The 12,540-nt window shown below is 46.3% G+C and carries 10 protein-coding genes; 4 read left to right on the top strand and 6 right to left on the bottom strand.

The window, feature by feature from the left end; genetic code table 11:
• The first annotated feature begins 11 nt into the window (after window positions 1-11).
• Entirely contained in the window at window positions 12-1,394 is a 1,383-nt protein-coding gene (locus AC58UW_RS28615; RefSeq protein ID WP_497423959.1) for an MFS transporter, read from the top strand.
• A gap of 39 nt (window positions 1,395-1,433) precedes the next feature.
• Window positions 1,434-2,069 (top strand): peptide-methionine (S)-S-oxide reductase MsrA, encoded by a 636-nt coding sequence (locus AC58UW_RS28620; RefSeq protein ID WP_497423960.1) that lies wholly within the window; start codon window positions 1,434-1,436, stop codon window positions 2,067-2,069.
• 485 nt (window positions 2,070-2,554) lie between these two features.
• On the opposite strand, the gene AC58UW_RS28625 is transcribed toward AC58UW_RS28620, so the two are convergent.
• On the bottom strand, window positions 2,555-3,220 hold the full coding sequence (locus AC58UW_RS28625; RefSeq protein ID WP_497423961.1) for a cupin domain-containing protein: 666 nt from the start codon (window positions 3,218-3,220) through the stop codon (window positions 2,555-2,557).
• A gap of 216 nt (window positions 3,221-3,436) precedes the next feature.
• On the opposite strand from AC58UW_RS28625, the gene spoVB reads away from it, so the two are divergent.
• The gene (spoVB, locus tag AC58UW_RS28630) at window positions 3,437-4,987 is read left to right on the top strand and encodes a stage V sporulation protein B (RefSeq protein WP_497423962.1); all 1,551 of its coding nucleotides are present in this window, start codon (window positions 3,437-3,439) and stop codon (window positions 4,985-4,987) included.
• 87 nt (window positions 4,988-5,074) lie between these two features.
• Here spoVB and AC58UW_RS28635 read toward each other — a convergent pair whose 3' ends face one another.
• From AC58UW_RS28635 to AC58UW_RS28655, 5 genes are all read right to left on the bottom strand, one after another.
• A complete protein-coding gene (locus AC58UW_RS28635) occupies window positions 5,075-6,331 on the bottom strand; it encodes a S1C family serine protease (RefSeq protein ID WP_497423963.1) in 1,257 nt (418 codons plus the stop codon).
• Window positions 6,332-6,532: 201 nt separating this feature from the next.
• On the bottom strand, window positions 6,533-7,735 hold the full coding sequence (locus tag AC58UW_RS28640; protein ID WP_497423964.1) for a multidrug effflux MFS transporter: 1,203 nt from the start codon (window positions 7,733-7,735) through the stop codon (window positions 6,533-6,535).
• Window positions 7,736-7,833: 98 nt separating this feature from the next.
• Window positions 7,834-8,541, bottom strand: a complete 708-nt coding sequence (locus AC58UW_RS28645; RefSeq protein ID WP_497423965.1) for a DNA alkylation repair protein — start codon at window positions 8,539-8,541, stop codon at window positions 7,834-7,836.
• Window positions 8,542-9,140: 599 nt separating this feature from the next.
• Window positions 9,141-9,584: a cell wall hydrolase gene (locus AC58UW_RS28650; RefSeq protein ID WP_497423966.1), complete on the bottom strand. Its 444-nt coding sequence runs from the start codon at window positions 9,582-9,584 to the stop codon at window positions 9,141-9,143.
• A gap of 337 nt (window positions 9,585-9,921) precedes the next feature.
• Window positions 9,922-10,749, bottom strand: a complete 828-nt coding sequence (locus tag AC58UW_RS28655) for a glycerophosphodiester phosphodiesterase (protein ID WP_497423967.1) — start codon at window positions 10,747-10,749, stop codon at window positions 9,922-9,924.
• Between the two features lie 303 nt (window positions 10,750-11,052).
• On the opposite strand from AC58UW_RS28655, the gene AC58UW_RS28660 reads away from it, so the two are divergent.
• Window positions 11,053-12,537: an oligosaccharide flippase family protein gene (locus AC58UW_RS28660; protein ID WP_497423968.1), complete on the top strand. Its 1,485-nt coding sequence runs from the start codon at window positions 11,053-11,055 to the stop codon at window positions 12,535-12,537.
• The last annotated feature ends 3 nt before the right edge of the window (window positions 12,538-12,540 follow it).

Consider the following 12,540-nt stretch of genomic DNA (forward strand, 5'->3'; position numbering starts at 1 on the left):
AGTAAATCTTCTTGTCAGATACCGTCAAATCAAACAAAACCGGACATCTATGGCTCATAACAGCTGTAGCTTTGGGTACGCTGCTCAACCCTTTAAACACAACGATGATTTCCGTCGCTTTTTCCAGGCTGCAGGAAGAGTTCCATGTCACGTATGCCTCGATTTCTTGGCTCATAGCAACCTACTATGTGGCTAGTGCTGTAGCACAGCCGGTCATGGGGAAGGTCGGTGATTTATTCGGCCGCAAAAAAATCTTCCTGCTTGGACTCGCCCTCATTACCGTCTCTTCCATGCTGGCGCCGCTATCAACGAGCTTCGGCTGGCTGATGACTTTTCGTGTCATTCAAGCGATCGGCAGCTCCGCCTTATTCCCCAATGGCATGGGCATCATCCGCTCGGTCATCACGACGAATCAAGCGAGAGCGCTTAGTGTCATGTCGGTGTTCTCCTCGACCTCAGCGGCGCTAGGTCCATCGCTCGGAGGATTTTTAATTCAATACAGTGACTGGCCGTCTATTTTTCTCATTAATTTTCCGTTTATAATCGTTTCTTTCGTGCTCGCTCTCCGAATGATGCCTAAGGATACACCCCGGAAGCATGCAGGTGCTGGTTCTTTGGACATTACGGGCATTGTCTTTTTCACCGCGCTGATTTTTAGTTGGCTGTTCTTTTTCCTATCGTTCAAATCAGGTGTCAACTGGCTATTGCTCCTGCTTAGTCTAGTGCTTAGCATTGGTTTTTATTGGTATGAAGCCAAGCGAAAACAGCCATTTATCGATGTCCTGTTTCTTAAGCGGAATGTCGATGTTTGCTTTGTTTATTTGCAATTTATTTTAGTCAATATTGTGTTTTACTCGATTATGTTTGGTATCCCTTCGTATTTGCAGCAGGTGAGGCATTATAACGGACAAGAAGTGGGATTGATCATGCTGTCTATTTCAGGCTTCGGTATCCTCGTTACCCCGATTGTGGGCAGGTGGATTGACCGTTCGGGTTCGCGAACTCCACTGCTGGTCGGTACGCTATTCGTTGTGGCTGGAACCTCCATGTTATTAACCATTCACGATAGCTCCACTGCGGTTTGGATCTTTATTTGCTTATCTGTGCTCGGCATCAGCAACGGTTTCCAGAATCTTGGGCTGCAAACAGCCCTTTATTCCTATGTTACAACGGCAGAGACTGGCATTGCCTCGGGGATGTTTATGACTTCGCGTTTTATGGGAACAATTCTATCGTCGAGCTTGCTCGGAACGGTTTTCAGCAGTCAAATCACGACCGAACACTTTCACAGTTTGATTATCGGGTGCGTTATAATCAGCGTGCTGATGCTTTTATTGTCCCTTCGCATGTTCTTTAGAGGGAGAAGCGGTGCGGAGCAAGTCCAGCCGCTGTAGCTTTATCATAATGAATTTATTCATAAGGAGGTGGGAGTGATGGATAAGAGCAACAACCAAACTGTAACCTTGGGCATGGGATGCTTCTGGAGTCCTGATGCTTTGTTCGGGCAGCTGACTGGCATCACGAGAACGCGAGCGGGATTTGCTGGAGGAACGACTGAGAACCCGACTTACAGGCAACTTGGAGATCACTCGGAGACCGTCGAAATGGATTTCAATTCCAACATCGTAAGTTTGGAGACTATCTTGAATCTGTTCTGGAGCAACCATAATCCAGTAAATATTAATGATTACAAAGGCCGGCAGTACAGATCCTTGGTACTATATCGCGACCCCGTTCAGATGAACATAGTCCATAAGGTCATGGCTAACAGAGAGGAACAAGGGAATGGAATCCCAGACACCGAAGTTGCTCCCTTTATTCGCTTTTATCCTGCTGAGGAAAGGCATCAGAAATATTATTTGAAACGGTATCCCGATGCGATCGACAAGCTGAGAACCTTTTTTCCAACCGATGAAGAACTGACTAACGCAACCTTGGCCGCAAGATTAAACGGATTAGCGAAAGGTTATACGAATATGGATAAAATCATCCATGAAATCCGGACTTGGCCGATTAACGATGAGGAACAAGAAGAGATGATTCGACTAATCAGACGAATAAAATGGTAAGAGCATGGTCACCTTCAACAATGAGAAAAGGCAACCGATCTATTTAGATTGGTTGCCTTTTCCTGATTAATTCGTACAATATTTCTACCTTGTTCCCCCATGAGTTCGTGTGTTGCCAGCCACCAAAACCATATGGCTTAACCTTTCCTCTAGAGGTGGCAATATTTCTGCCGTGTTGTCCAGTTTTATTGCTTACCACCACCGCAAGCTTCGTATGGGAACTAGGGTCCCCTATTTTGGATAAAAACGAGCTGTTTCCTATCTAGGCGGAACTACAGGCTCTTATTTGTCTTCGATTGATGGTAGACGGTCCGGTTTTACACCAAAATTGGCAAAATAGCGGAACGTAGTTCCCCCTACTCATGGATATTGTGCTTTTCATTGAAATAGCGGACTCTAGTTCCCTGAATGCCTCCAATCAGATAAAAAATCCTTATATACAAAACAAAGAACCGCAGTCAATTGCGGTTCTTTGTTGTATCCAGTTATCCCTGCTGATTATAGCCGTTTCCGATGCCGGGAAAAGGGGAAGGCCGCGACACATATCCCGTATAGGAGGCTTGCGGATGCTGCTCCGCTTGCGGTGAGTAGTTGTCAGGCCGCGCCTGGCGTTGATGCCTGCAATCAGCCGGCGGCCCGATTGTAACGGTACTCTTGACCGGCGCCAGCGCCTCCGTTATCAGTTCTTGATTTAGGCAATATGTGTGAGCGAGCATGTTTCTCGGCGCCAGCCTGAGGAAGTCCGATACCGCGATAAATTCCGGTACTGGCGCATCGAAGATGGCGAGCAGATGCGTATCGTCTTCGGTAGCCATCTCCCAGTGGAACCAACCCTGGGGAATATTAGCTACCTGGCCTGGCGTAATATTGAAGTTAAGCACCATTTTGGTGAACGGATTAAGGATTGACACCACCGCTGCGCCTCGAATGCAATAGACCAATTCAGATGCGTTCTGATGAACATGCGGCTCGACCACATTCGCTTTGGATAAATAGATGTCGAGCAGTGAGACGTTACCCAGTGTATTCAACTGCTGAATACCCAGCGTGTTGATGAAATTGTTCGCATCCTTAGTGAATGTTCGATTGTTCTTCAGATCGTAGAAATATTGTACGTTTGGAGAAGTGAAATCCATATAGGATACAGCCATACGCTCAGCCTCCCGATTGTAATATCATCTTTACTAAGCGTATTCCACTGCATCTACACCCATGACTAATGCACTTCATTCCAGGTAAACTTTCATTCCACATGGCACATCATCCATTCCCCCATTTTCCAAAAACAACATCAAAACCGGCTTGTTCGCATGCTTTTCCAATTTTTGAATACATTTAACTATTCGATAAACAGGAGGACACAAGTCATGTCACAACATGGGCAATCGTTTATGAGAGGTACGCTGGTTTTGTCTGTCGCCGCTTTCATCAACCGTATTCTCGGTTTTATCAGTGGTATGTATATCGCTCGCGTGCTCGGCGCAGAGGGAATCGGCATCTTGATGATGGCGCATCCGCTCGTCCCGCTCGTCATTACGATAACAGAGCTTGGATTGCCGGTAGCCATTTCAAAGTTGGTCGCAGAGGCCTACGCTCGCGGCGAACGGATGAAAGTGAGACGCATTCTACATGTCTCACTTGCTGTCACGGGGTTCTTGAGCGTAGCACTCACGACCATAACGTTACTTGGATCTGAGTGGATCGCATCCATTCTGCTAAGCGATCAACGCGCTTATTACGCGATGCTCGCAATAACGCCAATCGCACCGATCGTCGCTGTCTCCGCTGTATTAAAAGGATATTTCCGCGGCGTTCAGCAGATGAAGACTATCGCCGCTTCCGATGTACTGGAGCATACCGTTCAAATCGCCTGCGTGCTTGCGCTGGTCCACCTGTTGCTGCCATACGGCGTCGCTTATGCAGCCGCTGGAGCAATGGCTGCCTCTGTCATCAGCGAAGCAATCAGCCTCCTCTTCCTGATGACAAGCTACAAACTGTTCGGCGAATCGAAGATGCCTGGCGAGACTTGGGCGAGCCACCTGAAACAAGGTAGAAGCACACTCAGCGAGCTGCTGCAGATCGGACTTCCGACCACCGGTCACGGAATTATTCATTCGTTATACAGCACCTTCCAGCCGCTTCTTATCACAACGAGTTTGGCACTCGCTGGCGTCGGCACGGCGCTTGCTACAAAGCAATTCGGCATGCTGGCCGGCTATGCGTTTCCGCTGCTGTTCATGCCTAGCTTTATCACGCAGTCCTTATCCACTGCGCTCATTCCTGCGATTGGGGAGGCTGCGGCGAATAAGAACAGCCTGCTCATCCATGAGCGGATGAATCAGGCTTTGAACTTGGGGCTTCTGATTGGCGCCCCGGCAACCGTTATCCTATACGAGTGGGCTACTCCGCTAACAACACTTGTCTATAATGCGCCAGAGGCAGGATTGCTTCTGAAAATACTAGCGCCGATGTTTTTCCTGCATTATTTCGACGCCCCGCTTCATGCGATTCTGCTCGGACTCGGTCGTGCGCAAGCTACGCTGTGGAATTATGTAATAGCCACCGCATTCAAGGCTGTCACGATCTACGTTTTAGGCAGCCAATTGGGTATCATCGGTGTGGCTTATGGCATCGGTATCGGCATAGTGATGCAAACGGTGCTGAATTTTTTCTCCATCTCCAACTCGATCGGATTCTATTGGAATATTCGTCCTTATATCAAGGTTGGGATCAGCATGATGCTGATGGCGATATGCGGTCACTGGATCTATCAATATGTTACCAGCCATGGCATGCCGCAAGTTTGGTGCGTAACCACTTCTATCCTCTGTTCCTTGTTTCTCTATTTCGCCGCACTCGTTTTCACAGGCACGTTGAATTGGAAAAGCTCCCGTCACAGATTTTCAATTCCCTGGTAAGCAAAAAAAGAGACCCTCAGCTACGGGCTGGGGGTCTAAGTTTTATATATAAAAGAGTGGTCGACTTTTATTATAGGCTTGTTAGATTTAACTTTGATAGCTAGCTGCTGCGTTTTTATCGCCAACTTTAACGGTAACATCCTTCGTTTGGCCATCACGTGAAATGGTTATTTTCAGTTCATCGCCCACAGCCGCGGCTTGCACAGCTTTTGTAATGTCCTCCGTGCTTGAAGATGCCGTACCATTTACACTCAAAATAACGTCGTATTGACGAATGCCCGCCTCAAAAGCTGGCGTGCCATGCTCCACTTCAGCAACTACGGCACCTTTTGTGCTGTTGATTTTTAAATCTGAAAGCATATCATCCGTAATATTTTGCAACGCTACACCGATGTAGGGTGCTGGCTCTTTGGGAATCGTTTCGTTATTTTTCAGCTTATCTACAACAGAACTGAACGTGCTTGCGGGAATTGCAAAGCCAATGCCTTGCGCTTCAGAGTTAACAGCAGTATTGATGCCAATAACTTCACCATTCAAATTTAAAAGCGGACCGCCGGAGTTACCTGGATTGATGGCAGTATCCGTTTGTAATAAATGCTTATAATTTCGAGTTCCCTCGGTATCATCGATGCTGATCGCACGTTCTTTGGCGCTTAAAACACCAGTAGTTACGGAGTAATCGAAATCATACGGGTTACCGATCGCAACTAGCCAGTCCCCTACTTGCGTGTTGTCAGAGTTGCCAATTTTCAAAGCGGGAAAAGCTTTATCTCCTTGAATTTGAAGGACAGCCAAGTCGAGATCATAGCTGCTTCCAAGAAGTTTGGCCGTAAATGGTGTATCGTAGCCTTGTACGTAGACGCTAATTTCGTCCGCGCCATCAATCACATGCTCATTCGTTAATATATAACCACTTGAGTCGAAGATAAAGCCCGACCCAATCCCATTTTCAATGGTATCTCCACCTTGAGTACCTTGTGGAAATGTGTTTCTTCTATTCTGTCCATTATTCGTCTGTTTTACTTTTGTTTCAATTTTGACAATGGCTGGACTCGCAGCTTTTACAATGGATGATACGCTATTTGTCCTTATAGGCGATAGCGATGCCGTCTGGACATTAGCTGCTGCCGAATTAGCAGCTGCAGCGGCGCCTGATTGAACGGGAGCAGCATCATACCCAAACAGATTCAGCTTATCCGAAGTGAACATCAAACCACCAATAACGACTGCGCCAGCCATAAAAGCTGCAAACATAGATTTAAATTTAATACTTCCCGTTTTGTTTTCAACCTTTATATCATTTACGTTGATCATATCCTTCATATCCTTCATCTCTTCATTCATGCTATTACCACCTCTCGAGTGCCATTTAGTTAATTATTGTTGATAATTGAAGTATAGGGCACTAACCTGAAATGTTACTTAAGCTGGGCTGATAGGCATATGAAAGTTAACTGAAAGTATGCTGAAGGCGCGAATAAACACAAAAAAGCCTCTAGAACACACTTATTAAGTGCTTCTAAAGGCTTTTTGGCTTAGTAAAATCTAAGCTACTCCACGCGAGTTTCTTCTTACCAAAAAGAAGTAAGCGAACATTGCTGCGGCACTCGTCATTAAAATAATTACGCCCAGCGGTACAGCGGTATTCTCACCTGCGATGCCGACTAGCGGTGAGACAACAGCCCCGAGCAAAAAGGGAATAACACCAAGCAGCGCAGCAGCGCTGCCCGCCATATGACCTTGGCTTTCCATGGCAAGCGGGAATGCTGCCGTTGACGTAATGCCGATTGCTGCTACGAAGAAAAACAGCGGAATTACCAATGCGAAAAGCGGTCCATGAACGATGGCCACCACTAAGACAGTTATACTGGCAAAAAAGGCAAGCCAGAGGCCGAACAACAGAAAGGCGTGTTCGGATACGCGATGCGACATCCGCCCCACCACTTGGGAGCCGATGATTAAGCTAATCCCGTTCGATCCGAACAATAGGGCGAATACAGTCGGCGATGCTCCGTAAATATTTTGATAGATAAAAGGCGTCCCCGACACATACGCGAACACACCCGCGATCATAATGCCCTGTGCCAGCATGTAGCCGACAAACTGGCGATCTCGCAGGAGCGAGCCGTAGTTCCTCAACTGCTCCATGAAATTGCTAGGCCTGCGACGATCAGGTGGCAGGGTCTCCTGCATTTTCCACTTTGTCATCGTCAGTAGATATAATCCTAACAACGCCAGTGCGATAAACACACCGATCCAGGTAGTAAAAGATAGAATCCCGCTGCCAGTTACCGGTGCCACGAGCGGGCCCAAATTTCCGACAAGCAACAGCAAGGAAAAAAACTTGGTAAGCTCGTGACCGCTGTACAGATCACGTGCGATTGCGCGGGAAATGACAATGCCAGCCGAAGCTGCAAAGCCCTGTATGAACCGGAATGCGATCAACACTCCGATATTAGGGGAGAATGCACAAGCTAATGAGGCGACGACATATACGGCCATAGAAATAAGCAGCGGGTTACGCCTACCATGGACGTCGCTTAACGAACCCATGACGAGTTGGCCGATGCCGAGACCGAGTAAACAAGCGGTCAGACTGAGCTGCACAAGTGAAGCTGTTGTACCGAATTGCTTCACAATCTCCGGAAACGCGGGTAAGTACATATCAATCGTAAAAGGCCCGAGTGTCGAAAATAAACCGAGCAGCAGTGCCAGTCTAAACACATGCTGATTGTTCTTGCTGGTCATAATAAAGATGATCTCCTATTCTTCATTCCATATCCGAATCTCTTAAAGAGAATCTGATGTTCATCCTATCACAAATCAGCAAATTCCGACAATGAAATTTAACACCTTACATATTTGCGTTTGAAACCGATTCTCCCTTTATCTGCATCCTTTTGAATCCGTTCGGAAGCTATCAGGAAACTACTTTTCTTCTTATCTTTTTGGACTTCTACCGGGCCAACTGCCTTGGCAATCTCGACCGCTTTGTCATGAAGTGGCAAATAGGATAACCCTACGGTATAAATGAAATTATTCATAGCATATTTCGTTCGTTCGGGCGCATCATGAATCGTATTTTTCACCCTTTCAAGCATATCGGCAAGCTTGCTTTCATCAAATTCGCTGTCCGGCCGATTACCCAAAAGCCAACAGTAACAACTCCAGCCCGCTGACATTTTCAACTCTTCACCGCTTAGGATCCATTTGTCGGCAACTTTTTGGGCAATATCTGTTTCTGCCAAGGTTACTGCAACCACAAAATCTGACAGCATATAAAAATAAGCCCCATCTATCCAGCGCTCGAAATCCGCCTCAGTCATCGCCTTTGGATCTGCAATTACGCCGGCAAAATACATAGCGTCGTAGTTCCCTGTATTGTAAAGCTGCTCTGCCAAAGGTTGATTGATCTTAATTTTCTTGGCAATAGGTTTCATCTCGCCGGTAGTTACACCAAAAAGAGGTTCGTGCGCACCGTTGGAGGCGTAAATTTTCTTGATTCGTTCCTTGCTCAGAGCTTCAAGCTCCTGCATGACGGTTTCTAAGTTCATTGTTTAACACTTCCTTTTTAAAGTCAGTAAGCTTTCTCTTATAGTTAATATAGAGCGGTCGTAACCTTCTGTCCTTGAAGTAATAATGTCTCCAAAACAGACCCGTTTCATTTATTTGGTCTCCTTGTGCCTCCGAGTGTCATTGTGACAGATTTGATTACAAAGGCGAGTTGTCCAAGCCAAGCCGCCAATAGAGGAACTACAGGGCGCTATTTGAGCTAAATCAGCCTAATCTCGTTCCAAACGGAACTACAGGGTCTTATTCACCCTCAGATTAGCGTATTTCCGCCAAAATCGGCTGAATAGAGGATCATAGTTCCCACTAACTTGCAAATTCCGACTTTTCAGCAAAATAGCGGATCACAGTTCCCTCTCCCGTATCAGCACGGTCCCAATTATAGGACCATTCATCGACTCCTATCACCTACCATTTATCCAACTCCATATAATAACTTTAATATCTTTCAGAGGATTAGGCAACAACATGGGATTGTGGAAATCGCATTAGCACCTATCAAAGCAAGCCATAATAAAAAGAACCGTTTCTCAGAGAGAAACGGCTCTTCTTCCTAACCACTTAACATCTAGATCCCTAAAAATTAAAACGTATTATACACATTTTCGCATTCTTTCGCGGTCGGCTCATAAAAACAGTGAAGCTTGTATCGCCCAACGTGCGGCTGATTGTACCAGGTTGATGGACATGGCTGTGGATTTTGAGCCGTTCCTGGGCGGAAATACCAGAGGGAGAATTTGCCCGGCCAATGCCGCTCCCCATTCACAGCCCGGCGCGCCAGACGGCGTTCTCTATCCCTTGCATTTTGATAGTACATACCATGAAGCAGTGCTTCAAACGCATGCGGCTGGTTAATCATTTGGGGAATTGTCCGGATTCCTTTGAAATCGGAGCAATTCGCTCTGATTCGGTTAACACCGACATTGCCCACAAGGAGCATTCCCATTTCGCCTTCACCCACAGCTTCCGCTCGAAGCAACCTAGCCAACATATCAATATCCTGATTCCTGGCCTTTACGACTGCCATCGGCTCACCCTCTTTTAGACTATTCTAGACACATCATATTGTGGGCAAAGCAGATGTGTTACTTGCTTTTTTAATGTGCCAATTATATTTCTTTTATCTAGAACTCAGAGTTAGGATATTATAATGGCCTCAGCGCGCTTACCTGCCGGTGATGTACCTATAAAAAACGATTCGCCCATCGCGGCTTGAAATTACATATAACCAATTCAACAATTGAATATAAGGGACAAAGCACGGAGCTAAGCCAAAATGAATTCATGTTTTTAAAAGTGATGATGCGAAATATCGAGAAAATTGTTGCCTGAATGAATCTTTTTAGCAATATGGATGCACGTTACTAATCAACATAGCGATTCAGTAAATCAACAAATACACTTGGCTCGTCAACCGCAAATCGCCGGATTCCCATGTTAAGCAGCTCGAATAAGTCTTCCTGTTCAAATTTGAACGGCAGCACTTCCAATTCCAATCCCGCTTCTGCCAGATGAACAAGAGCATCTTGAATAAACGTCTTCTGTAGTTTGTAGCGCCACGGCTGCTTCTCTTCGGCATCTGGCAGATGAAGCTGAACAATATCAAGGGAATCAAACCCAGTTTGACGTACATCGGTGAATGTTTGCATCGCTGTTTCCGAGGAACGTGCAGGAATCCACAACATCGCTCTAACCTCAGGAACTAACCGCTTAACAGCCTTACAGTTCTCATGACTATTATGGGCAAAAATAATCTGCCGGGCTACGCCGTAATCCCGAATCAGCCCAGCCAGCACCTCCAAATCCACCTGTTTGAAGTCCAGATAGAGCTCGCGATCGGGATGCTCGGACAAAACAGCCAAGACTTGCTCGAGCGAAGGAACCTTCTCCATACGGAACTGCTCCCCAAACTTCACGCCGGCATCCCATTGTTGAATCTGATCAAAAGTGAGTTCAGAGATCATCTTGTCTTGATCCGCTTCAGGAACGGACAGTGTTCGCTTCGGTGTTGCGTCATGCAACCCGATAATAATGCCATCTGCGGTTTGCCTGATATCGATTTCCGGAATTCCCCCTAGCTCCCAAGCATAATTCATCGCTGCCATCGTGTTCTCCGGCACTTCAGAATTCGAGTTTTGGTGGGCCTGCCATTGAATAAGCTGACTTCCTAAGTTCTTGTCATTGATGAACATTGTACGTCATTCCTCCAAATTAACTTATTTCGACTCCAAAATTCGCTACCGCCAATTATCCTCTAACATTGTGTGACAACACCCGGATGTTATTTCAAGTATACAAGATTCTCAATTTCATTATATTGTCGTTTACACAATACTCATATTACTCTTACAGGAATTAACAACCCCTCAAAAACATCGAATATCTTTGTTTTTCTCCGTTTTCCTTCAAATCCTTCGTTTGTCATACACGGATGTGTTTGATACGCTTTGAATATCTCAACGTTAGACCTAATCCACGGAGAAGGGGACGTCCCCATGCGAACACAGCGATTCCAATTAACAGAAACACAACGTTTTTTACTTCGAAATGTGTCTATCATCGGACTCGGACTTTTTATCAATCAAATGCTGCAAACCGTGGGCAGCATCGTACTCGCCCGGGAGCTAGGCGACCCAGATCGGTTTGGCGAGGTTAACCTGTTGCTGCAAATCTTCGGGATGTTGTCGCTATTTCTCAATTTTGGCTTCAACTCTTCCTTAATCTATGCGTTTTCGCGCAAACCACTGGAAGCGGTTCAAACGAATTTCCGTGTCGCCTTGACAGGCAGTACGATTTTCAGCCTTCTCATCGGATTGCTGCTCACCGCATTAGCTCCGCTGTTAGCGAACTACTACCACTTGCCAGAGCTTCGAGGCGCTTTGCTGCTGAGCGCTATTATGTTTATTTTCAACTCGATTCTAAATATTGGCGTTGCTTCCTTCTCAGGAAACCGCGATTTCGGAACGCAAGCCTTCTTTATGGTTATTACGACAGCGCTGTCAACGCTCGGTACGGTACTTGGCGTGCTTCTACCGCGTGGCAGTATGAATTTACTGGAAAGCATTTCACTTTGGATGGGCGTAGGAGCACTCCTGACTGCCTTTATTATTTGTATCAAAGTTGAACGTGTGCATAAACCTCTATGGTTCGGTCCTCTTCCGATTAAGGAGGTTAAAAGCATGCTGGCGTACGGACTGCCAACCTGGGCCGGCAATATTGCGAAGGCTTTCCAGCAGCCTTTTCTCGTCATGATGGTCGGTTCAAGCTCTGTATTGGCCGTAGGTTATTTAGCAAACGGTTTCCGAATTACCGGCTTTATTGGCATCATCACATGGGCGTTCATGATCGTCACACTGCCCTTTGTCGCAGAGAAGGCTCAGGATGTTGAGGAAAGCAAGCTTCGCGGGACGAGTTGTATCCGTTACAATAACCTCTTGCTTTATCCGTTAACCGCAATCATTTGTTTATATCCAAGTCAAATAAATGGATTTTTGTTTGGTTCGGAATATTCAACAGGTGATTCTGCTACATACATCCGTCTAATGGCGCTAGGGGTTCTCTTCTCTTCCGTTGGCCGTCTTGGCGGTAGTATTATGGCAGGTATTGGCAAGACGAAATCCACCTTCTGGGTTATGATTGCCGCCGGGATTTTCGTTGTTATTTTCGTCCCAATGGTTGCTGCCAGCAGCCCTGTGCTTGCTGTTTGGATTTATACCGGAGGCTGGGCTGTGTCTGCCCTGACAATGATCGGATTTTATTACTATGAAAAGTTTGCCCTTAACTGGTGGAAAGCTTACGGCGAGCCATTGCTGCCAACACTTGTGATGCTGGCGATTATGGAGGCGGGTCGATTTGCAAAAATCTGGTTCCCTCTCTTCATTTGCGTGGGACTTCTTGCTCTCCTTGGTTGCACGATATGGATTGAGAGAAATCGCAAACCTAAGCCAAACGCTGCTAAGCGTGTAATAGTTGTGGAATAAAAG

The organism is Paenibacillus sp. J22R160, assembly GCF_059692135.1.

Coding starts and splice junctions, on each gene's coding strand:
- AC58UW_RS28620 (WP_497423960.1), top strand. CDS start 1,434: ATGGATAAGAGCAACAACCAAACTGTAACCTTGGGCATGGGATGCTTC.
- AC58UW_RS28625 (WP_497423961.1), bottom strand. CDS start 3,220: ATGGCTGTATCCTATATGGATTTCACTTCTCCAAACGTACAATATTTC.
- spoVB (WP_497423962.1), top strand. CDS start 3,437: ATGTCACAACATGGGCAATCGTTTATGAGAGGTACGCTGGTTTTGTCT.
- AC58UW_RS28635 (WP_497423963.1), bottom strand. CDS start 6,331: ATGAATGAAGAGATGAAGGATATGAAGGATATGATCAACGTAAATGAT.
- AC58UW_RS28640 (WP_497423964.1), bottom strand. CDS start 7,735: ATGACCAGCAAGAACAATCAGCATGTGTTTAGACTGGCACTGCTGCTC.
- AC58UW_RS28645 (WP_497423965.1), bottom strand. CDS start 8,541: ATGAACTTAGAAACCGTCATGCAGGAGCTTGAAGCTCTGAGCAAGGAA.
- AC58UW_RS28650 (WP_497423966.1), bottom strand. CDS start 9,584: ATGGCAGTCGTAAAGGCCAGGAATCAGGATATTGATATGTTGGCTAGG.
- AC58UW_RS28655 (WP_497423967.1), bottom strand. CDS start 10,749: ATGTTCATCAATGACAAGAACTTAGGAAGTCAGCTTATTCAATGGCAG.
- AC58UW_RS28660 (WP_497423968.1), top strand. CDS start 11,053: ATGCGAACACAGCGATTCCAATTAACAGAAACACAACGTTTTTTACTT.